Annotated in this window: 20 protein-coding genes, 1 tRNA gene and 4 pseudogenes; 10 read left to right on the forward strand and 15 right to left on the reverse strand. The window is 72.1% G+C overall.

Features of this window, described 5'->3' with window-relative positions; all coding sequences use genetic code 11:
• Positions 1-44: 44 nt before the first annotated feature.
• Positions 45-449 carry a hotdog fold thioesterase gene (locus ACQ86L_RS03255; RefSeq protein WP_345834904.1) on the forward strand — a complete coding sequence of 135 codons (405 nt, stop codon included), beginning with the start codon at positions 45-47 and terminating at the stop codon, positions 447-449.
• A gap of 87 nt (positions 450-536) precedes the next feature.
• Here the strand turns inward: ACQ86L_RS03255 and ACQ86L_RS03260 are convergent, their stop codons facing one another.
• A complete protein-coding gene (locus ACQ86L_RS03260; protein ID WP_345834903.1) occupies positions 537-1,142 on the reverse strand; it encodes an ANTAR domain-containing response regulator in 606 nt (201 codons plus the stop codon).
• A 38-nt stretch (positions 1,143-1,180) separates the two neighbouring features.
• Between ACQ86L_RS03260 and ACQ86L_RS03265 the strand changes: the two genes are divergently transcribed.
• Positions 1,181-1,263 (forward strand) — tRNA-Leu (locus ACQ86L_RS03265).
• Positions 1,264-1,293: 30 nt separating this feature from the next.
• Here the strand turns inward: ACQ86L_RS03265 and ACQ86L_RS03270 are convergent.
• The 7 genes and pseudogenes from ACQ86L_RS03270 to ACQ86L_RS03300 all read right to left on the reverse strand — a co-directional run bounded on the left by ACQ86L_RS03270 (position 1,294) and on the right by ACQ86L_RS03300 (position 5,184).
• Positions 1,294-1,527 carry a ferredoxin gene (locus tag ACQ86L_RS03270; protein WP_434317673.1) on the reverse strand — a complete coding sequence of 78 codons (234 nt, stop codon included), beginning with the start codon at positions 1,525-1,527 and terminating at the stop codon, positions 1,294-1,296.
• Entirely contained in the window at positions 1,524-1,844 is a 321-nt protein-coding gene (locus tag ACQ86L_RS03275; RefSeq protein WP_434318975.1) for an NADH-ubiquinone oxidoreductase-F iron-sulfur binding region domain-containing protein, read from the reverse strand. Before ACQ86L_RS03275 ends, ACQ86L_RS03270 begins: the two co-directional genes overlap by 4 nt.
• A gap of 326 nt (positions 1,845-2,170) precedes the next feature.
• Positions 2,171-2,722: pseudogene (locus ACQ86L_RS03280) on the reverse strand (NADH-ubiquinone oxidoreductase-F iron-sulfur binding region domain-containing protein); the annotation flags it as partial.
• Positions 2,719-3,297 carry a ferric reductase-like transmembrane domain-containing protein gene (locus tag ACQ86L_RS03285; protein WP_434317674.1) on the reverse strand — a complete coding sequence of 193 codons (579 nt, stop codon included), beginning with the start codon at positions 3,295-3,297 and terminating at the stop codon, positions 2,719-2,721. The gene ACQ86L_RS03285 and the pseudogene ACQ86L_RS03280, both read right to left, overlap by 4 nt.
• Entirely contained in the window at positions 3,290-4,243 is a 954-nt protein-coding gene (locus ACQ86L_RS03290) for an FAD:protein FMN transferase (protein WP_434317675.1), read from the reverse strand. The genes ACQ86L_RS03285 and ACQ86L_RS03290 overlap by 8 nt, the downstream gene beginning before the upstream one ends.
• The gene (locus tag ACQ86L_RS03295; RefSeq protein ID WP_434317676.1) at positions 4,221-4,523 is read right to left on the reverse strand and encodes a hypothetical protein; all 303 of its coding nucleotides are present in this window, start codon (positions 4,521-4,523) and stop codon (positions 4,221-4,223) included. Before ACQ86L_RS03295 ends, ACQ86L_RS03290 begins: the two co-directional genes overlap by 23 nt.
• Positions 4,524-4,683: 160 nt before the next feature.
• On the reverse strand, positions 4,684-5,184 hold the full coding sequence (locus ACQ86L_RS03300) for an FBP domain-containing protein (RefSeq protein WP_434317677.1): 501 nt from the start codon (positions 5,182-5,184) through the stop codon (positions 4,684-4,686).
• A 71-nt stretch (positions 5,185-5,255) separates the two neighbouring features.
• Between ACQ86L_RS03300 and ACQ86L_RS03305 the strand changes: the two genes are divergently transcribed.
• Positions 5,256-5,582: a thioredoxin family protein gene (locus tag ACQ86L_RS03305; protein WP_434317678.1), complete on the forward strand. Its 327-nt coding sequence runs from the start codon at positions 5,256-5,258 to the stop codon at positions 5,580-5,582.
• Positions 5,583-5,603: 21 nt separating this feature from the next.
• On the opposite strand, the gene ACQ86L_RS03310 is transcribed toward ACQ86L_RS03305, so the two are convergent.
• Positions 5,604-6,428, reverse strand: coding sequence for a hydrolase (locus ACQ86L_RS03310; protein ID WP_434317679.1), 825 nt, complete (start codon positions 6,426-6,428; stop codon positions 5,604-5,606).
• Between the two features lie 76 nt (positions 6,429-6,504).
• On the opposite strand from ACQ86L_RS03310, the gene ACQ86L_RS03315 reads away from it, so the two are divergent.
• The 3 genes from ACQ86L_RS03315 to ACQ86L_RS03325 all read left to right on the forward strand — a co-directional run bounded on the left by ACQ86L_RS03315 (position 6,505) and on the right by ACQ86L_RS03325 (position 9,447).
• Positions 6,505-7,305: an alpha/beta hydrolase gene (locus ACQ86L_RS03315; protein WP_434317680.1), complete on the forward strand. Its 801-nt coding sequence runs from the start codon at positions 6,505-6,507 to the stop codon at positions 7,303-7,305.
• Between the two features lie 42 nt (positions 7,306-7,347).
• A complete protein-coding gene (locus ACQ86L_RS03320) occupies positions 7,348-8,367 on the forward strand; it encodes an LLM class flavin-dependent oxidoreductase (protein WP_434317681.1) in 1,020 nt (339 codons plus the stop codon).
• Positions 8,368-8,493: 126 nt separating this feature from the next.
• Positions 8,494-9,447 (forward strand): hypothetical protein, encoded by a 954-nt coding sequence (locus ACQ86L_RS03325; protein WP_434317682.1) that lies wholly within the window; start codon positions 8,494-8,496, stop codon positions 9,445-9,447.
• A 7-nt stretch (positions 9,448-9,454) separates the two neighbouring features.
• On the opposite strand, the gene ACQ86L_RS03330 is transcribed toward ACQ86L_RS03325, so the two are convergent.
• On the reverse strand, positions 9,455-9,916 hold the full coding sequence (locus ACQ86L_RS03330; protein ID WP_434317683.1) for a VOC family protein: 462 nt from the start codon (positions 9,914-9,916) through the stop codon (positions 9,455-9,457).
• 36 nt (positions 9,917-9,952) lie between these two features.
• On the opposite strand from ACQ86L_RS03330, the gene ACQ86L_RS03335 reads away from it, so the two are divergent.
• The gene (locus ACQ86L_RS03335) at positions 9,953-10,732 is read left to right on the forward strand and encodes an SGNH/GDSL hydrolase family protein (RefSeq protein ID WP_434317684.1); all 780 of its coding nucleotides are present in this window, start codon (positions 9,953-9,955) and stop codon (positions 10,730-10,732) included.
• A gap of 72 nt (positions 10,733-10,804) precedes the next feature.
• On the opposite strand, the pseudogene ACQ86L_RS03340 reads toward ACQ86L_RS03335, so the two are convergent.
• A pseudogene (locus ACQ86L_RS03340) lies at positions 10,805-13,245 on the reverse strand (phosphoketolase family protein).
• A gap of 38 nt (positions 13,246-13,283) precedes the next feature.
• On the opposite strand from ACQ86L_RS03340, the gene ACQ86L_RS03345 reads away from it, so the two are divergent.
• The 3 genes from ACQ86L_RS03345 to ACQ86L_RS03355 all read left to right on the forward strand — a co-directional run bounded on the left by ACQ86L_RS03345 (position 13,284) and on the right by ACQ86L_RS03355 (position 15,690).
• The gene (locus ACQ86L_RS03345; RefSeq protein WP_434317685.1) at positions 13,284-14,129 is read left to right on the forward strand and encodes an alpha/beta fold hydrolase; all 846 of its coding nucleotides are present in this window, start codon (positions 13,284-13,286) and stop codon (positions 14,127-14,129) included.
• 225 nt (positions 14,130-14,354) lie between these two features.
• The gene (locus ACQ86L_RS03350; RefSeq protein ID WP_434317686.1) at positions 14,355-14,723 is read left to right on the forward strand and encodes a GNAT family N-acetyltransferase; all 369 of its coding nucleotides are present in this window, start codon (positions 14,355-14,357) and stop codon (positions 14,721-14,723) included.
• Between the two features lie 79 nt (positions 14,724-14,802).
• Positions 14,803-15,690, forward strand: a complete 888-nt coding sequence (locus ACQ86L_RS03355; protein WP_434317687.1) for an EamA family transporter — start codon at positions 14,803-14,805, stop codon at positions 15,688-15,690.
• A 68-nt stretch (positions 15,691-15,758) separates the two neighbouring features.
• Here the strand turns inward: ACQ86L_RS03355 and ACQ86L_RS03360 are convergent.
• The 4 genes and pseudogenes from ACQ86L_RS03360 to pyk form a co-directional block, all read right to left on the reverse strand.
• Positions 15,759-16,657 (reverse strand): annotated as a pseudogene (locus tag ACQ86L_RS03360) (ABC transporter permease).
• Positions 16,644-17,581, reverse strand: a pseudogene (locus tag ACQ86L_RS03365) (ABC transporter ATP-binding protein). The pseudogenes ACQ86L_RS03360 and ACQ86L_RS03365 overlap by 14 nt, the downstream one beginning before the upstream one ends.
• Before the next feature lie 10 nt (positions 17,582-17,591).
• On the reverse strand, positions 17,592-18,650 hold the full coding sequence (locus ACQ86L_RS03370) for a LolA family protein (RefSeq protein WP_434317688.1): 1,059 nt from the start codon (positions 18,648-18,650) through the stop codon (positions 17,592-17,594).
• A gap of 133 nt (positions 18,651-18,783) precedes the next feature.
• Positions 18,784-20,199: a pyruvate kinase gene (gene pyk, locus ACQ86L_RS03375; RefSeq protein ID WP_345834881.1), complete on the reverse strand. Its 1,416-nt coding sequence runs from the start codon at positions 20,197-20,199 to the stop codon at positions 18,784-18,786.
• Between the last annotated feature and the right edge of the window lie 30 nt (positions 20,200-20,229).

Raw genomic sequence — 20,229 nt, forward strand, 5'->3', positions numbered from 1 at the left:
GACAGTCCAGGACGACGGCCGACGAGGGCGGAAAGGGCAGCAGAATGACCGAGGACGCGCTCGCGTACGTGAAGCAGCGGGGGCTCGGCGCCCTCGCCGACAAGATGGGCATCGAGATCGTGGAGTTCACGATCGAGCGGGCCGTGGCGACCATGCCCGTGCTCGGCAACACGCAGCCCGCGGACCTGCTGCACGGCGGCGCGTACGTCGTGCTCGGCGAGTCGCTCGGCTCCATGTCGGCGAACCTCTACGCCGGCGAGGGCCGCCTCGCGGTGGGAATCGAGATCAACGCCTCGCACACGCGCGCGGCGGTCGACGGCTACGTGACGGGCGTCTGCACGCCCATCCACCTCGGCCGCACGCTGACGACGCACGAGATCGCGGTGACCGACGACCGCGGCCGCCGCTGCTCGACCATCCGCATCACGAACCTGATCAAGGACCTGTAGCGGGAGGCGGACCCGATTCAGCACTAATGTCGCGAATGGCGCGCCGTTTCGCGCGATTCGTCACGAATGCGGCGGTGCGGTGGGGCACTACTTCTTGGGGGCGAGCTGCTCGATGATCGCCTGGGCGACGTCGTGCATGGTGAGGCGGCGGTCCATCGACGCCTTCTGGATCCAGCGGAACGCGTCCGGCTCGCTGAGGCCCATCTTCTCGTTGAGGAGGCCCTTGGCGCGGTCGACCAGCTTGCGGGTCTCGAAGCGCTGCACCATGTCCGAGACCTCGGCCTCCAGCGCGATGATCTGCTGGTAGCGGGCCAGTGCGATCTCGATCGCCGGCAGGAGGTCGTTCGGGGTGAACGGCTTCACCACGTAGGCGAGGGCGCCGGCCTCGGTCGCGCGCTCCACGAGCTCCTTCTGGCTGAACGCGGTCAGCAGCACGACGGGCGCGATGTGGTTCTTGGAGAGGCGCTCGGCCGCCGAGATGCCGTCGAGCTGGGGCATCTTCACGTCCATGATGACCAGGTCGGGGCGCAGCTCGGTGGCCAGCGCGACCGCGGTCTCGCCGTCTCCGGCCTCGCCGACGACCTCGAAACCGTTGTCGCGCAGGGTCTCGACGATGTCGAGCCGGATGAGCGACTCGTCCTCCGCGACGACGACTCGGCGGGGTGCGGTGGGGGTGGTCTCCTGGTCAGTCACGGACAAAAGCCTACGGTATTGTTCAGGTGTTGTTGTGCGCCGCTGTGGCGGAATGGCAGACGCGGAGCACTCAAAATGCTTTGTCCGGAAGGGCGTGTGGGTTCGAGTCCCACCAGCGGCACAACCCTATACAGCAGTCGAATCGGCGCAGTCAGCCCACCCGGCGCAGCCGCAGGGCCAGCACAGGGCACAGCGCCACCGCATCCTCCGCGGCGTCCAGCTGGTCGCTGCGCACCGGGATGTCGGAGCGTCCGGAGGCCGGCTGGCCGACCGCGAACGGGTAGCCCCACTCGTCGCGCGCGATCGTCCCCTCCAGCAGCTCGGCGCACAGCCCGCGGCCGTCGCAGCGCGTCCAGTCGACGTGGAGCGTGTGGCGCGCGGTCATCGTGCGCTCCTCAGGCAGCGGCCCTCGGCGTGGGCGTGGATGTCGCGGGCGAAGACGCGCAGCGCGCTGCGGACGAGGCGCGCGGCCCCGTCCGGATGGTGGCACGAGCCGCGACCGTCGACCGCCTCCGCGAGCCGGGCGAGCTCGGCCGCGGCCTGCGGGGCGAGCCGCCCGGCGGCCAGCTCGGCGAACCGGTCGGCCATCGCCGGGAGCCCGAACAGGCACGGCCCGCACTGCCGGGCGGAGGCCGCGGCCAGCTCCTGGACGATCGCCGCGGTCGTCGCAAGGCCGCAGCGCTGGGGGCCGAGCACGTGCACGACGCCGGCTCCCGCGGACTCCCCGGCGCCGTGCCGGTCTCGGCCGGCGCGATCCAGCGCCCGTGATAGCCGCCGAGGAGCACGCCGGCGGCGAGCCTGGCCTCCCCGCCGGCCCGGGCGACGATGTCCACGACGGTCGCGTCGGTCGGCACCTCGAGCACGCCCTCGACGGCCACGTCCCCGGTCACCGTGACCAGCCGGGTCCCCGGTTGCCCAGGGTCGCCGACGCTGCGGAACCAGTCGCCGCCGTAGCGGTCCACGAGCGCGAGCTGCGCGAGCGTCTCGACGTTGTGCAGCAGCGTCGGCCTCCCGTCGAGCCCGGACTCCGACAGCCGCCGCGTCCGGTCGAGCGGGACGGCGCGGCCGGTCTGGAGGGCGTTCACGACGGCGCTCGCCTCGCCCGCCACGAAGCCGTCCGCGGCCTCGATCAGCTCGACGCGGCCGGCGTCGGAGCGCTCGGCGACAGCGGCCGCGACCGGGGCGACGGCGGCCTCGTGGAGGTACAGCACGGTCCGCGCGGCGCCCAGCGCCTCCGACGCGGTCAGGAGGCCGTCGAGGACGAGGTGAGGCGCGTTGGCGAGCAGGACGGCGTCCTTCCAGCTCCACGGCTCGCCCTCTGAGCCGTTGCCGATCACGATCGGAGCGCGCCGCCCGGCCGTCGCCGCCAGCTTGCGGAACGCGGGGAACGCGGCACCGCCGCGGCCGGTGAGGCCCGACCGCTCCAGCTCGCGTTCGAGGTCCGGGCGGCGCAGGCCGCGGCGCGGGCCGAACGCGGAGAGGTGGGCGAGCGCGCCGGCCGAGTGGCCGGCCGCGAGCAGCCGTGGCGGCGTGGCGGCGGGGTCGGAGACCGGCAGGACGTTGTCGGCGGTCATGGTCATGACAGTCCCCTTCTGCTGAGTGCGGCATCTGCACGACGTGCGGCGGAGGTCTCCAGGAACCCGGCGGACACCCGCCAGAGCACGGCGACGAGCACGAAGAGCACCGATGCTCCGGCGAGCAGCAGCATCCAGCCGGACGTGCCGTCGGTGCCGTCGCCGATCGTGTGCGCCAGCGCCACCGGCCACAGCGCGTAGCTCAGCCAGTGCACGCCCTTGAAGACGCGCAGCCCGAGCCTCCGGCGCAGCAGTGCGGTGATCGTCACCGCGATCAGGAGGTCGACGGCCACGGTGCCGAGGCCGAGCCAGAACGGCAGGTGCGCGCCGAGGAACGGCACCAGGATGTCGGTGAGCGTGAGCTTCGCGTAGGAGTCGAGCAGCAGCGTCCCGATGTGCAGGACGAGGAACACGACGGCGAGCAGCGACACGTTGCGGTGCAGGAGCGTGACGGAGAAGCGCGGCATCCCGGGCAGCGGGCGGCCGGAGCGCGTCACGATCCCGAGCCAGAGCGAGACGGTGAGCAGGAGGAGGGCGACGACGCCGGAGGCCCGGCCGACGGCCCAGAGCACCTCATCCATCGGTTCGCCCCGTCCCGGTCGACGGCAGCGCGGCGGGCCAGCGCCCGGTCGTGACGATCGAGCCGTCCCTGGCCACCAGCCGCGCGTCGGCGCCGAGGCCGCGCAGCCAGGCCGGGGCCTTCAACCCGCGCACGATCGACGCCGTGCTCAGCGCGTTGGCGCGGACGCAGGTCGTCGCGGCAACGGTGGCCGACCGCCACACGTCGTCGGCCGGGAGCCCGAACCGCGGATCGAGGATGTGGTGCCTGACCTGCCCGTCGCTGCGCCAGCGTCGCTTCTGCGTGCTCGACGTGGCGACGCCCGCGCCGTTCGGGATCGCGATCTGCTGGGCCGGGTCGGACGGGAGATCCTGGACGAGCACCTCCCACAGCCGGTCGCTCGCGCCCGCGGTGGCGAGGTCGCCGCCGAGCGAGACCAGGGCGTCCGCTCCCGTCTCCTGCGCGATGCGGCGGACGAGCCGATCGGCCGTGTGAGCCTTCGCGGTCGCGCCGAGGTCGAGGCGGAGGCCGACGGGGAGGGTCAGCGTGCGCCCGTCGAGCGCGACGCGCTCCCAGCCTGGCCGGCGCGGGCGGGTGATCGTCAGGGTGACGCCGTCGGCGGGCAGCGCCGCGAAGTCGCGGTCGTAGCCGAGCCGGTCGAGGTCGCCGCCGAGGGTCGGGTCCACGTCGCCGTCGGTGTCGGCGGCTGCGGCGAGCGCGACCGCGACGTACTCGGCGAGCAGCGGGCTCAGCTCGATCCTGCCGGCGGGACGCTCGCCGCTGTTGAGCCGCGAGAGCTCACTGTCCGGCTCGAAGCGGCTGGCCGCCGCGGTGACGGCGGCGAGCTCCGCGTCGGCGATCCGGCGCGCCAGCGGGAGGGCCTCCGGGTCGGAGATCACGATGCGGGCCTCGACGCCCCAGACCGCGAAGTCGTGGTGGACGAGGTCAGGAGCCGCTGGACTGGCCACTGAAACCACCGCCCTGGCTCTGCTGGATGCCGCTCCCGGAGTTGCTGGAGGAGCCGGAGTCGTCGCTGTTGCTGCCGGAGGAATCGGAACTGGACGAGCCCGAATCCGACGAACCGGATTCCGAGCCGCTCGATCCCGACGTGGCGGTCCCCGTCGTGCCCGTGGTCGAGGTCCCGGCGAACAGGAAGCCGGAGAGGATGCCCGTCACCGCGAGGCTGGAGATGCCGATCGCGGTCGTGATCCCGATGGCTGTGCGCCGTCCCGCCGAGCGAATGTCCATGTCAGGCCCTCCATCCCGTCCCCACCCGCCGGCTGCGGTGCGGCATCCCGGGACTGATCACCAGCCTGCGCTCGGTTTCTTTCCGGAACCTTATTCGGGGTGTGAACGGGATGTCGGGTCCCTATGAATCAGCTTCGAGCCTGAATCATGCTTCGAGCGCTCAGGGCCGCACGCCCACCACGGCCTGCGCGAAGCGGCGCACGCGCTCGCCGAGCCCGGCGATCTGCTCCTCGATCACGCGTCCGGCGTCGAAGCCGACGAACTGCGGAGGCGGCGTGCGCCGCACGTTCTCGGTGCACTCGAACGACGCGCAGACCAGCGCGCCGACGGTGTCGCCCCTCCGCCCGGCGTCCCCGGCCCTGCGCGCCGACCAGAAGTAGACATCGCGCCGGACGTGGACGTCCTGGCACCAGCCGCACATGGTGGGCGCGTGCGAGCGCATCGAGGCTTCGGATGCACGCAGCACGATGCCGACCGGTCCGCTCCCGGTCGGGACGACGACGTAGCCGCGCTGCGGGAGCCGGGGGTCGCGCCAGCCGAGGTATTCGCGGCGGGCCCAGTCCACCTCGTGCATCCCGGGCGGCAGGGGCAGGTCGGCGGCGTCGGCGCGCGAGCAGTTCACGAACGAGTCGCGGAGTTCCTGCGGGGTCAGGGTGTCCATGTCCACCTCCTGCGTCCCATGCTCGCACAGGTGCTTGACCTTGACCCCGGGGCACGGCTTAGCCTCCCGGCATGAGCACTCTTGACAGCGTCACCGACGCCTCCTTCGCCTCCGACGTCCTGGAGGCCGAGGGCACCACACTCGTCGAGTTCTGGGCACCCTGGTGCGGCCCCTGCCGGGCGGTCACGCCCATCCTGGAGCGGATCGCCGACGAGCACCGCGACGACCTCCGGATCGTGCGGATCAACGCCGACGAGAACCCGCGGTCGTCCGCCGAGTACCATGCGCTCTCGCTGCCGATGATGAAGGTGTTCCGCGACGGGGAGGTCGTCAAGACCATCGTCGGCGCCAAGCCGAAGCCCGCGATGGAGTTCGAGCTCGCGCCGTACCTGAGCTGACGCGGCCTGGCCTGCGGCCGCTCAGGTCAGGTGGTCGAACGCGCCGCTGACCCAGCCGATGTAGCGCTCGGCCGACCGCCGCACGGCCTCCCGCGCGTCCACCGGGATGACGTTGCCCAGGTTCCCGTACATCCGGTCGAACGGCCGGTCGCAGACCAGGTCGGCGACGCGCCGCACCACCGCGGCCGAGAGCGGGATGTCGTTGGGGAAGCTCCGCTGGAAGGTCACCCACTTCTGCGACGGCCCGGGGAAGACCGTGTCGCCGCTGAGCACGACCCCGCGGTCCCAGTGCACGATCGCGCTGCCGGGGAAGTGGCCGCCGACCGTGCGCAGCAGCACCCCGGGCAGCACCTCCTCCTCGCCGCTCCACTCCCGGATGGCGGGGTCCTCCCGCTGCACCCAGTGCCGGTCCGCCGCGTTGACCAGCACCGGCACGCCGCCGAGCAGCCGCGACCACGAGGTCTGCGCGCCGAACATGTGCGGGTGGCTGGTGGCGATCACGGCGGCGCCGCCGAGGTCCTGGACGGCCGTGGCGGTGGCGTCGTCGACGTAGCCGGTGGGGTCCCAGAGCAGGTTGCCGTCCGGCGTGCACAGCAGCAGGGCGCGCTGGCCGATACCGACCCTCGGCTCGCTGCTCAGGCCGTACAGCCCGGACTCCAGCTCCGTCACCGTCACGCGCTCGCCCTCGCGCTGGAGTCGTTGCAGGGTGGTCCATTGCTGCCCTGTGGGCGGGACGTACTGCCGCTCGTCCTCGCAGATCGGGCAGGAGGCCGGTGGCTGCTCCCCCTCCGCCGTCACGATCGGTGTCGTCTCCACTGCGCACGTCGCGCACAACCAGTCCGCCATGCCGGTCAGGTTACCCGCCGGGGTGTCCGCAGGCAGGGACTGGTGGCGGGCTCCGCTGCGCAATAGCCTGTGCGCCATGGCGAATCAACCCGTGCTCTTCATCCACGGCCTCTGGCTCCACGCGAGCAGCTGGCAGCCCTGGATCGACCTCTTCACGGCGGAGGGCTACGCCCCCGTCGCTCCCCTGTGGCCCGGCGAGAAGGACACCGTGGCCGACACCCGCGCGCATCCCGACGACGTGGCCAACTTCGGCATCGACGAGGTCACCGAGCACTTCGCGAAGATCATCGAGGCGATGGACGTCCCTCCGGTGATCATCGGCCACTCGTTCGGCGGCCTCATCACCGAGAAACTGCTCGGGCAGGGCTACGGCAATGCGGGCGTCGCGATCGACCCCGCTCAGATCAAGGGCGTGCTGCCGCTGCCGTTCCGGCAGCTGAAGGCGTCCTTCCCGGTCCTCGACAATCCGGCCAACATCCACAAGCCGATCGCCCTCACCGAGGAGCAGTTCAAATTCGGCTTCGCGAACCAGCTGACGGACGAGGAGGCGAAGGAGCTGTACGACCGCTGGACCGTGCCGTCGACCGTCCGCCCGATCTTCCAGGCCGCGGCGGCCAACTTCAGCCTGCACTCGCAGGCCGCTGTCGACACGAAGAACGAGGACCGCGGACCGCTGCTCCTCATCGCGGGCGGCGAGGACAACACGGTCCCGGAGGTGACGGTGGACGCGACGCTCAAGCAGTACCGCGACTCCAACGCCGTGACCGAGCTGATCACCTTCCGCGACCGCGGCCACTCACTGGTGATCGACCACGGTTGGCGGGACGTCGCGACCGAGGTCCTGGTCTGGCTCGGGCAGCAGGGGCTGGAGGACTGAGCCGCCCGGAATACCGCGTCGGCCGGACGGCTTGCCCTCACTGTGAAACGCATCGGCTTCCTCAGCTTCGGCCACTACCAGGCCGTCCCGGGCTCCGTCGTGCGGACGGCGGCCGACGCCCTCCTGCAGACGGTGGAGCTCGCGGTCGCCGCGGAGGAGGTGGGGGCCGACGGCGCATTCGTCCGGGTGCACCACTTCGCCCCGCAGCTCGCCTCGCCGTTCCCGCTGCTCGCCGCGATCGGCGCGCGCACGTCGCGCATCGAGATCGGCACCGGCGTCATCGACATGCGGTACGAGAACCCGCTCTACATGGCGGAGTCGGCGGCGGCCGCCGACCTGATCAGCGGTGAGCGCCTCCAGCTCGGGGTCAGCCGCGGGTCACCGGAGACCGCGCTCGCCGGCTACGAGTCGTTCGGCTACGTGCCGGGCGAGGGCGAGTCCGACGCCGACATGGCCCGGCGGCACACCGCCATCTTCCTGGCCGCCATCGCAGGCGAGGCGATGGCGAACGCCGACCCGCGGATGACGGGCACGAGCGGCGGCCTGTCCATCCAGCCGCTCTCGCCGACCCTCCCAGAGCGGATCTGGTGGGGCGCCGGCACCCGGGCGACCGCCGAGTGGACGGCCGAGCAGGGGATGAACCTGATGTCGTCCACGCTGCTCACCGAGGACACCGGCGAGGCGTTCGACAAGCTCCAGGCGGAGCAGATCCAGCGCTTCCGCGACACCTGGGCCGAGATGGGCTGGGAGCGCGAGCCGCGCGTGAGCGTCAGCCGCAGCATCATCCCGATCGTCGACGACGAGTCCCGCCGCTACTTCGGCGCGCGGGCGCAGGTGGAGGGCCGCGACCAGGTCGGGCACCTCGACGGTGGGATCGCGCGCTTCGGCCGCTCCTACATCGGCGAGCCGGAGAAGCTGGTCGCCGAGCTGGCGCAGGACGAGGCGGTGCGGATGGCCGACACCGTGCTCGTGACCGTGCCGAACCAGCTCGGCGTGGACTTCAACGCGCGGCTGCTGGAGGCCGTGGTCGGGGTCGGGCGCGAGCTGGGGTGGCGCGACTGAGCTTCGTGTACCCCGAACGCGGCCCTGTGCCGCCGTCGGCCGCATGAGAGGATCGCAGTGCGGCACACCCGAAGTCCGCAGCACAGGCCGTGACGGAATCGTCCGGTCCCATGGAAGGGGTGTGCTTTGCGAACTCGACGATCGGGTGCCGGATCCATCGCGGCCGGGCTGGCGCTCGCGCTCGGCGCGGTCGGGATCGGCGCAGCCGGGCTCGCCACTGAGCCGGCGAAGGCCGTGACGTTGACCAACGCATCCACGCCGTCGGCCATCACGGGCATGTGGGCGTGGGGCAACCCGATCGACCCGTCCGTGGACCCGCGCGGCGACGGCCAGCCGGCGTTCGAGCCGAAGGCGCTGGCCGCGTTCGCCTCCGCGCACAAGCTGCGCACCGTCTACCTGTCCGTGCCGTGGGCGGCCGACCAGGGCCCGTTCGGCGCCTGGCTGCGCTCGGCGGTCACCGCGCTGCACCGCGCCGGCGTGACCACCGTCGGCGCGCTCGGCGGCGACCCGGCATGGGCGCAGCAGCCCGACCTCGCCGCCACCTGGACCACCGCTGCGCTGAAGGCGGCGCCCTTCGACGCGGTGCAGTTCGACGTCGAGCCGTGGGTGAACGCCACCGACGACCAGCTCCCCGGCATCGTGGACCAGCTCGCGACAATGTACGACACGGCTGCGAGCGCCGCCGGGTCCGTCCCGGTGGGCGCCGACCTGCCCTGGTGGCTCGAGGCCAAGTCGACCGCGGACGGCAGCAGCACGCTGTTCCGGACGCTGCTCCCCCACGTGAAGTCGGTCGCTATCGTCGCGTTCTCCGACCACGCCGCCGGCGACGACGGGATCATCGCGCTGGCCCGGCCGGCGGCGACGGCAGCGGCGAACACGAGGGTGCCGTTCAGCGTCGGCGTCGAGACGGACACCCCGGACGTGGCCGGAGGCTCGGCCGCGACGTTCGGGGACGACTCGGCGGCGGTGCTCGAGTCGCAGACGGCGCTGGTGCGCTCGGCGCTCGGCGGCCTCCAGGGCTACAAGGGCGTCACCGTCGAGCACCTGCTCGCCTGGCAGGCGCTGATCGCGCGCGGCTGACGCCCGCTCAGGCCGCGTCGGCCGCCGCGAAGAGCGCGGCGATGTCGATCTTGCCCATCGTGAGCATGGCCGCGTTCGCGCGGCCCGCGCGCTCGCGGTCGGGGTCCTGCTGCAGCTCCAGCAGCGCGCGCGGCACGATCTGCCAGCTCAGGCCCCAGCGGTCCTTCAGCCAGCCGCACGGTCCCGGCTCGCCGCCGTCCGCCGTGAGGCCGTCCCAGAGCCGGTCGACCTCCGCCTGGTCCTCGCAGACGACCATGATGGAGGCCGCCTCGGTGAAGGAGTACAGCGGGCCGCCGTCGAGCGCGAGGTACTCGATGCCGCCGAGCTCGAACGCGACGAGCACCGTGCGGCCGTCGTCGCCGAGCCGGTCGACGCGAAGGACACGGGAGTCCGGGATCAGCGAGGCGTAGAACTCCGTCGCCTCCTCGGCCGCGCTGTCGAACCAGAGGAACGTCCTGACCTTCTGCATGCGGGTCATGCTACGCGCGGGCGGTAGCGTAGCGGGATGGGCTACTCCAGTTTCATCGCCATCGGCGACAGCTTCACGGAGGGGGTCGGCGACGACCTCCCGGACGGCCGGCAGCGCGGCTGGGCGGACTTCGTCGCGCTCGGGCTGGCGCTCGCCTCGCCGGAGCCGGTGCGCTACGCGAACCTGGCGATCCGCGGCCGCAAGCTCACCCCGATCCTCACCGAGCAGCTCGATCCCGCCATCGCCCAACGCCCCGAGCTGGTGAGCCTCAACGGCGGCGGCAACGACATCATGCGCCCGCGCGTCACGATCGCGTCGGTGGCGAAGCAGCTCGTCGACGCCGCCGACCGGGTGACGGCCTCCGGCAGCACGATGCTGCTGCTGAGCGGCGCCAATCCGAGCCGGCACCTCCCGATGGGCGGGCTGCTGCGCAAGCGCGGCGACGAGCTGGCGGTCGCGGTGCGGGCGCTGCTGCCGCGCGACGGCGTGCTGTTCGTGGACAACTGGGCCGACGAGTCGCTGGAGCACATCCGCTACTGGTCGGCGGACCGGCTGCACCTCAACGCGCTCGGCCACGCGAAGGTCGCGAGCAACGTGCTGACGGCGCTCGACGTACCGGTGCCGGCCGAGTGGGGCGTCGAGGCGGTGGAGGCCGCGGCGCCGGGCGAGCCGACCCGGCGCACCGCCGACTACTACCGGCGTTACGTGCTGCCGTGGATCGGCCGCCGCCTCACCGGCCGCTCGTCGGGCGACGGCCGCGTCGCGAAGATCCCGGAGCTGACCGTGGTGGACCCCACGTCCGCCCACCCCCTCTAGCCTCCGCCGAGGGGCACGTAAACGCCCCTAAAACGCGCTCTCAGAGGCGTTTACGTGCCCTTCGACGCGATGTCAGTCGTTGTCGCCGCCGGTGGTGTCGATGCGGGAGGTGCGAGCACTGCCGCCCCAGCGCCATTCCGCGACGGCGGGGATGTCCTCCCCGTGGTCGCGCGTGTACTGCCGCGCGTGCAGGCGAGCGTCCACCATCTCCTGCCGGAAGGCCGCCTCCCGCGCCGCCAGCCCCGGCACCCGGTCGAGCACGTCGATCACCAGGTGGTACCGGTCGAGGTCGTTGAGCATCACCATGTCGAACGGCGTCGTGGTCGTGCCCTCCTCCTTGTAGCCGCGGACGTGCAGGTTGTCGTGCCCGGCCCGGCGGTAGGTGAGGCGGTGGATCAACCACGGGTAGCCGTGGTAGGCGAAGATCACCGGCTTGTCCGTCGTGAAGAGCGCGTCGTACTCGCGGTCGCTCAGCCCGTGCGGGTGCTCGCCCTCGCTCTGCAGGCGCATCAGGTCCACCACGTTCACGACCCGCACCGCCAGGTCCGGCAGCCGGCGGCGCAGGATGTCGGTCGCGGCCAGCACCTCCAGCGTCGGGATGTCCCCCGCGCAGCCGAGCACGACATCCGGCTCCTCGCCCTCCCGCTCGGTCCCCGCCCAGTCGAAGACGCCGATGCCGCGCGTGCAGTGCGCGATCGCGTCCGGCATGCTCAGCCAGTTCGGCGACGGCTGCTTGCCCGCCACCACCACGTTCACGTAGTCGACCGAGCGGAGGCAGTGGTCGTACGTCGAGAGCAGGGTGTTGGCGTCGAACGGCAGGTACACGCGGACGATGTCGGCCTTCTTGTTCATCACGTGGTCGATGAAGCCCGGGTCCTGGTGGGAGGCGCCGTTGTGGTCCTGCCGCCAGACGTGCGAGCTGAGCAGGTAGTTCAGCGAGGCGATCGGACGCCGCCACGGGATCGCCCGCGAGCCTTTCAGCCACTTGGCGTGCTGGTTGAACATCGAGTCGACGATGTGGATGAACGCCTCGTAGGAGGTCAGCACGCCGTGCCGTCCGGTCAGCAGGTAGCCTTCGAGCCAGCCCTGGCACTGGTGCTCGCTCAGCATCTCCATCACCCGGCCGCTCGGCGCGAGGTGGTTGTCGGAGTCGATCGGCCAGTACTCGGCGTTCCACTGCTTGCCGGTGACCTCGTAGACGTCCTGGAGGCGGTTGGAGGCCGTCTCGTCGGGGCCGAACAGCCGGAAGTCGTCCGGGTTCTCGGCCATCACATCCCGCAGCCAGCCGCCGAGCACCTTCGTCGCCTCCGCGACGGTCTCCCCGGCGCCGGGACGTCCACGGCGTAGTCGCGGAAATCGGGCAGCCGCAGGTCCTGGCGCAGCAGGCCGCCGTTCGCGACCGGGTTGGCGCTCATCCGGCGCTCGCCCTCCGGCGCGTGCGACGCGATCAGCGGGACGGGCGCGCCGGAGGCGTCGAACAGCTCCTCCGGGCGGTACGACAGCAGCCAGCTCTCCAGCAGCCGGGTGTGCGCCTCGGTGTCGCGGGCGTCCGCGAGCGGGACCTGATGCGAGCGCCAGTTGTTCTCCGCCGGGTGGCCGTCGATCACCGCCGGGCAGGTCCAGCCCTTGGGCGTGCGGAGGATGAGCATCGGCCAGGCGGGACGGCCGACCAGGTCGCCGGACTCCGCCGCCGCCTTGATCTCGGCGATCCGGTCGAGGATCTCGTCCAGCGTCGCCGCCATCCGCTTGTGCACCTCGCGCGGGTTCTCGCCGTCGAACCCGCCCGAGACGAGGTACGGCGTGTACCCGTAGCCGCGCATCAGCTCCAGCAGCTCCGCCTCCGGGATGCGCGCGAGCACGGTCGGGTTGGCGATCTTGTAGCCGTTGAGGTGGAGGATCGGGAGAACGACGCCGTCGGCCTTCGGGTTCAGGAACTTGTTCGAGTGCCAGGCGGTCGCGAGCGGCCCGGTCTCGGCCTCCCCGTCGCCGACCACCGCCGCGACCAGCAGCTTCGGATTGTCGAACGCCGCCCCGTACGCGTGCGAGAGCGCGTAGCCCAGCTCGCCGCCCTCGTGGATGCTGCCCGGCGTCTCCGGCGCCGCGTGCGACGGGATGCCGCCGGGGAACGAGAACTGCCGGAACAGCTTCCGCAGCCCGTCCTCGCTCCGGTCGATGCCGCTGTAGACCTCGCTGTAGGTGCCGTCCAGGTATGCAGACGCGACCACGCCCGGCCCGCCGTGGCCGGGCCCGGCGACGAAGAGCGTGTCCAGGTCGCGCTGCCGGATGGCCCGGTTCAGGTGCGCGTAGAGGAAGTTGAGGCCGGGGGTCGTGCCCCAGTGCCCGAGCAGGCGCGGCTTGATGTCGTCGCGCGAGAGCGGCCGGCGCAGGAGCGGGTTGTCGAGGAGGTAGATCTGGCCGACGGAGAGGTAGTTGGCCGCGCGCCACCAGGCGTCGAGCTGATCGAGGTCGGAGTCGGAGAGGGCGGATGCTGACGCGTTCGAGGAGTCGCTCACGCGGGAATCCTACGAGCGGTCCGCTCCGAAGAACAGGTGTGGAAACCTCCCTCATCGACACCGCCCTCGGACCCGTGACCGTGCGCCACACACGGGTCGTCTCGGGGACGGCCACCATCCTGCTGCACGGAGCGGCCGGATCGTGGACCACCTGGCTGCCCGCGATCGAGGCTGCGGGCGGCGCGGAGGCGGCAGACGACCTGGTGGTGCCCGACCTCCCGGGCTGGGGCGACTCGCCCGCCGTGACGGCCGAGCTGAACCCGGAGTCGCTTGCCCGGGCGGTCGCGGCGGTCGCCCGGGCGCTCGGCTATCGCCGCTGGCGGGTCGTGGGTCACTCGATGGGCGGCTTCATCGCGCTGGAGCTCGCGGTCCTGGAGCCGGCGGCGACCGTGTCGGTGCTGCTGGTCTCCGCGACGACGCTGGGGGGCCGGGGCGACCGGCTGGGGCGCGGCGGGCTGGTCGGCGCGGCGCCGTCGCTCGCCCTCATGCTCACCGGGATGCGGCTGCTCGCTGCTGCGGGGGCGACGGCCGCCCCGTTCGTCCGCTGGCTCGACCGGCGCCGGCTGCTCGGGCTGCTGCTCGCGCCGCTGTTCGACGGACGCCAGCCGGGCGCCGTGCACGAACTCGCCAGGGACCTCCGGCCGGCTGCCTTCGTCCGTGCGGTCGAATGCCTGCGGCGCTATCCGGCCGGGGAGCGCTGGTCGACGATCACCTGCCCCGTCCTGGCCGTGCACGGCGATCACGACCTGTTCGCGCCCTCGGACGACGACGCGCGTCTCGCCGGCATCATCCCGCGGTACGCCGCATTCACCCTCCCCGCGACCGGTCACTTCGGCCACGTGGAGCGGCCGGGGGTCCTCGCCGGTGTCCTCCGCTCGCGCTAGGTTCGTGAGCATGACGGACGAGGTGGTCACGGAATCGGTCGACGCGTCGACCTGGGACGAGCTGCAGACGGTGTTCGGCACCAAGGGCGACCCGGCGGGCTGCTGGTGCCAGTGGTTCAAGCTGAGCCGGGCCGACTGGGACGCCGCGACGCGCGAGGAGACCCGGGACCTGCTGCACGCTCAGGTGGAGGCCGGCTCCCCGGCGTCATCGCCCGCATCGACGGCGTGCCGGTCGGCTGGGCGGCGGTCGAGCCGTTCTCCGCGTACCCCGCGCTCGGCCGGTCGCCGATCACGCGACGCCAGGAGGGCGACCCGGAGGACGTCTGGGCGGTCACCTGCTTCGTCGTGCGGCTCGAATACCGCAAGCGCGGCGTCGCCCGCGCGCTGCTCGCCGGCGCGCTCGAACACGCCCGCGAACGCGGCGCCACGGTCGTGGAGGGCTACCCGGTCGACCCGGAGGTGCGGCCCTCCCTCACCGCCGCCGAGCGCTACCACGGCACCGTGTCGCTGTTCCGCGACGGCGGCTTCACCCTCATCCGCCGCCCCAGCGCCACCCGAGCCATCATGCGCCGGACCCTCGCCGTCGAGAGGTGAGTAGACGCGGGTATTCCGCGTCGATTTTCCGCAGGTGGTCACGCTTCGCCGGGCCGGGATTGGAACTAGGCTCGGTCGGGTGAGTTCGCAGCGCAACCGGGTCGTCGTCGGAGCAGGCACCCAGGTCGCCACCGAGGTCAGCATCAACTTCGGGTCCTCGGTCGCGGGGCTGCTGATCCCGATCGTCGGCTCGCTCGTCGTGGTGGCCGTGCGTCAGCTTGTCACGGCGATCTGCGTGCTCCCCTTCTACCGGCCGGAGCGTGCCGAGCTGACCTGGACCCGGCTCTGGCCGGCGCTCGCGCTCGGCGTGGTGCTGACCGCGATGAACCTCAGCTTCTACGAGGCGGTCGGTCGGCTCGGGCTCGGGATCGCGGCGACGATCGAGTTCCTCGGCCCGTTCGCGCTCGCGCTGGCAGGCTCCCGCCGGCTCCTGGACGCGGGCTGCGCGGTCGCGGCGGCGGGAGGCGTGCTGCTGCTGACCGCGACGGAGGGCGCCGTCGACCCGATCGGCGTCCTGCTCGCGCTGACGGCCGCGGCCTCCTGGGCGGCGTACATCCTGCTGACCAGGAGGGTCGCCACCCGGCTGCCCGGGCTGGAGGGCCTCAGCGTGGCCAGCGTGGTCGCGACGGTGCTCACCGTGCCGCTCGCGCTGATCGTGGTCGACTACAGCCGCATCGACTGGCGCGTCGCCGGCCTCCTGCTCACCGCCGGCATCCTGTCCTCGGCCGTTCCCTACAGCCTGGACACGTTCATCCTCCGGCGGATCACCCCGCGGCTCTATGCGATCATCACCGCGTTCGGGCCGGTGATCGCGACGATCTTCGGGGTCATCGTGCTGGGCGAGCACTTCGCGTTCGTGCAGCTCATCGGCATCGTCATCGTGTGCCTCGCCGCCGGCATCACGATCGCGACCCAGCGCGACCACCCGCGCTCCGACCTGGAGTCGACCGCCGAGACGATCCCCTGACGCGATCCACCTGACAGGACACGCCGTGTCGCGGGCGCGTCATGCGGCGTGTCCTGTCAGGTAGATCGTCAGGACAGGACGTCCTTGGTCAGGAACCGGCCGACCGCGAGGGCGCCGAAGACGGCGACGTAGCCGGCCTGCAGCCAGAGGTTGGACACGAAGGAGTCCCAGACGAGCGGCGCGCGCAGGAAGTCGGCGAAGCCGAGCCAGTAGTGGCTGAACAGCCACGGGTGGATGGCGTCGAGTTGCGGGAGCTGGTCCAGCACCTGCGACACCACCGCCAGCACCGCGGTCGCCGCCATCGCCCCGACCGGGACGTCGGTCAGCGTGGACAGGAACAGCCCGATCGCGCACATCCCGAGCAGCGACACCACGATGTAGAGCCCGATCAGCAGCATCCGCACCGCCGCGTCGCCGAGGCTCACGACCGTCCCCGACAGCAGCGTCACGGGGCCGATCGGGAACAGCAGCGCGCCGATCAGCGCTCCCGCCAGCGCGACGACCAGCGCCGCGGCGACGCAGAACACGGCGCAGCCGGCGAACTTCACCGCGAGCAGCCGCAGGCGGCCGGCCGGGGCGATCACGAGGTAGCGCAGCGTGCCGTGGCTCGCCTCCCCCGCGATCGTGTCGCCGGCGACGACGCCGATGGTGAGCGGCAGGAACAGCGGGACGCACACCACCAGCGCGGTGAACGCGACGAAGAGGCCGTTGCTGGTGATCTGCTCGAGGAAGGCCGGTCCCCTGCCCCTCCCCGCAGCCGCACGGCGACCGCGATGAGGATGGGGACGGCCGCCAGCGCGCCGAGCATCGCCCAGGTGCGCCAGCGCCGGAACATCACCGACAGCTCGGAGCCCAGCAGCGCCCAGCCCGCGGAGGGCCGGGCACGGCGCGCGCCGACGGACGCCGAGGCGGGTGCGGCCGTGGTCGTCTCGACCTCCCCGACCGGGACCGCCTCACTGCTCGACATCGAAGCCCTCCCCGTCAGCTCCACGAAGCGCTCCTCCAGGCTGGACGACCGGACTACGAGGCCGCGGAGCCGCACGCCGGCGCCGACCAGGCTCGCGGCGAGGTCCTCCACGGCGGGCGAGCCCTCGGTGAGCGCCGCTTCCACACCGTCGCCGCCGGTCTCCGGGGCGAGCCCGAAGCGGGCCAGTACCTCGGCCGCCGCGGCGCGATCCGGCGTCGTCACGCTCACCCGCGGGCCGGAGGCGCTGCGCAGCTCGTCCAGCGAGCCCTGCGCGACCAGCCGGCCGGTGTGCATGATCGCCGCGTGCGTGCAGATCTGCTCGATCTCCGCCAGCAGGTGGCTGGAGACGAACACCGTCGTGCCCTCGTCGGCGAGCGAGCGGACGAGGTTTCGCACCTCGCGCGTGCCCTGCGGGTCCAGGCCGTTGGTCGGCTCGTCCAGCACCAGGAGGTCGCGGTCGGTGAGCAGGGCGCCCGCGATGCCGAGGCGCTGCTTCATGCCGAGCGAGTAGGCCCGCACGTGCTTGCCCGCGGCGTGCGTGAGCCCGACGCGGTCGAGCGCGGCGGCGACGCGCTGCGAGCGGGTCGCGCCCGGCGCGTACCGGTCGGCGGTATCGCGCCGGACGAGGTTGGCGGTCCCGGACAGGTAGGGCGCGAACGACGGGCCCTCCACGAGCGCGCCGACGCGCGGCAGCACGGTCGCGCCGCGGTCGGGCATGGCCTCCCCGAGCAGATCGATGGATCCGGCGGACGGGGAGATCAGCCCCAGCAGCATCCGGATGGTCGTGGTCTTGCCCGAGCCGTTCGGCCCGAGGAAGCCGAAGACCGACCCGCGCGGCACCGACAGGCTGAGCCCGTCCACCACGGCGCGCCCGCGGAAGCGCTTGGTCAGCCCGGTCGTCGCGATGGCGGCGGCGTCGCTCACCGGTCGTCGCTCACTGAGCGGCGGCCTGGAGCGCGGAGACCGGGACGGCGCCCGCGAGCAGCCGCCCGTCCGCCGTCACCAGCACCGACATCAGCGAGGTCGACAGCGCGCGGCCTCCCCCGACGGACTGAGTGAGCTGGGCGACCAGCGGGTCGGCCAGCGCCTGTGCAGGAACCGTGCCGGCCGGGAGGCTGACGATCGTCGCCCAGCCGGTGCCCGCGACCGTCGGCTTCGGCCGGTTGGTCCCGGTGGCGTGCTCACCCGTCTTCGGGGTCTGCTCGGTGACCGTCGCGCCCTTCGGCGGGGTGAACGAGAAGACGCTCGCGTCGGGGGCGCCCGGTGTGAAGTCGCTGAACCCGGCCTGGAACGCCGGCGAGGACGCGCCGCGCGCGGTCACCTGGACCTGCAGCGGGAGGCCGGTCTGGCCGTCCACCGCGATGGACACCGATCCGACCAGGGTGGCATCGGTGCGCGGCGTCAGCACCAGGTCGTAGGCGTCGCGGTTCGCCACCTTCGTGTTCGCGCCGAGGGTGACCTTCGTGGACGGGTCGACCGCGGCGAGGAACTTCTCGGCCAGCGCCTGCGGCGTGGTCGCTGTGGCGTCAGGTGTCGGCGTCTCCGTCGCTCCGCTCTTCGCGTGCGCCGGGATGGTCGCGTGGGTGACCGACTTGTCGCTCGACTGGTACAGCCAGACGTCCGAGCCGTTGCGGATGGCGTCGCGCTCGGCGAGCTGGTCGAGGAGCTGCACCCGCGCCTTGGTCGGTCCGTCGACGTAGACCTTGGCGGTGTGGTCGCCCATCAGCAGCGAGAGCGTGCTCGCGATGGAGCTGTCCGTGCTGGAGGACCCGCCGCCCATCTTCGGGATGCTGGGCAGCCCCAGGTCCGAGGTCTGCTCGACCGTGCCGGAGAACGCCTTGGTGTCGCTCGACGCGACCAGCCGGAGGACGTCCTCCGGTGACTTCACGGGCAGGTCCGCGGCCCCGGCGGCGAGCGGGATGGCGATCGCGCCGGCGGCGATGGCCGCGGGGACGACGATGGCCGGGAGCCAGCGGATCAGGCGGTGCTTCATAGTGCCGAGGATACGCTCGCGACCCCTCCGCCGACCCTCCGGATTCCATGGGAGAAGCGGAAATCATCCCCTGGTATGACACGCGTGATGACACGCAGAAGGCCCCGCCGAAGCGGGGCCTCCTCATCCGCCCTTAGAGGACGTCGCCGACCTTGTGGACGCGGATGTCGTTGGTGGTTCCGGGGATCCCGGGAGGGGAGCCGGAGATGATGATCACCTTGTCGCCGTTGCCGGCGAGGCCGCCCGACTTCAGGGCCTCGTCCACCTGGGCGACCATCTGGTCGGTGTGGGTGACGCGGTCCACGACGAACGACTCGACGCCCCAGAACAGGGACATCCGGCGGCGCACCGACTCCTCCGGCGTGAACGCCAGGATCGGGATCTTGTTCCGCAGGCGGGCCATCCGGCGGGCCGACTCGCCCGACTCGGTGAACACGCAGAGGTACTTGGCCTCCACGAAGTCGGCGACCTCCACGGCGGCCAGCGTGATCGCGCCCGACTGGGTGCGAGGGCGGGTGCCGAGCGGGAGGATGCGGTCGAGGCCGTGCTCCTCGGTCGAGGTGACGATGCGCGCCATCGTGGCGACGGTGATCGCCGGGTACTCGCCGACGCTCGTCTCGCCGGAGAGCATCACCGCGTCGGCGCCGTCGAGGACGGCGTTGGCGACGTCGGAGGTCTCCGCGCGGGTCGGGACCGGGCTGGAGATCATCGACTCGAGCATCTGGGTGGCGACGATGACCGGCTTCGCCGCACGGCGGGCCAGCTCGACCGCGCGCTTCTGCACGATCGGGACGGCCTCCAGCGGCAGCTCCACACCGAGGTCGCCGCGGGCGACCATGATGGCGTCGAACGCCTCGATGATCTCCTCCAGCGCCTCGACGGCCTGCGGCTTCTCGATCTTCGCGACGACCGGGACCTTGCGACCCTCCTCCGCCATGATCTCGTGCACGCGCTCGATGTCGGCGGCGTTGCGCACGAACGACAGCGCGATGATGTCCGCGCCGAGCTTGAGGCCCCAGCGGAGGTCCGCCTCGTCCTTCTCGGACAGCGCGGGCACGTTGACCGCGACGCCGGGGAGGTTGATGCCCTTGTTGTTGGACACCGGGCCGGCGACGATGACCTCGGTGGTCACGACGTTGCCCTCGACCTCGACGACGCGCACGCGCACCTTGCCGTCGTCGATCAGCAGGAAGTCGCCCGGCTTGACGTCGTTGGGCAGGCCCTTGAACGTCGTGGAGGAGATCTCCTTGGTGCCGATGATGTCATCGGTGGTGATCTTGAAGATGTCGCCCTCGGCGAGATCGTAGGGACCCGCCTCGAACTTGCCGAGACGGATCTTGGGACCCTGGAGGTCGACCAGGACCGCGACCGGCTTCCCCGCGTCGTCGGCGGCCTTGCGCACGTTGGCGTAGACCCCTTCGTGCACGTCGTAGCTGCCGTGGCTCAGATTCATCCGAGCGACGTCAACGCCCGCGTCGATGATCGCGCGGATGTTGTCGTAGCTGGAGGTCGCCGGACCGAGGGTCGCGACGATTTTCGCCCTTCTCATGGGTTTCTCAATGCTCCGTGATTCTCGCAC

This window comes from Leifsonia sp. P73, assembly GCF_051059105.1.
Lineage (GTDB): Bacteria > Actinomycetota > Actinomycetes > Actinomycetales > Microbacteriaceae > Leifsonia.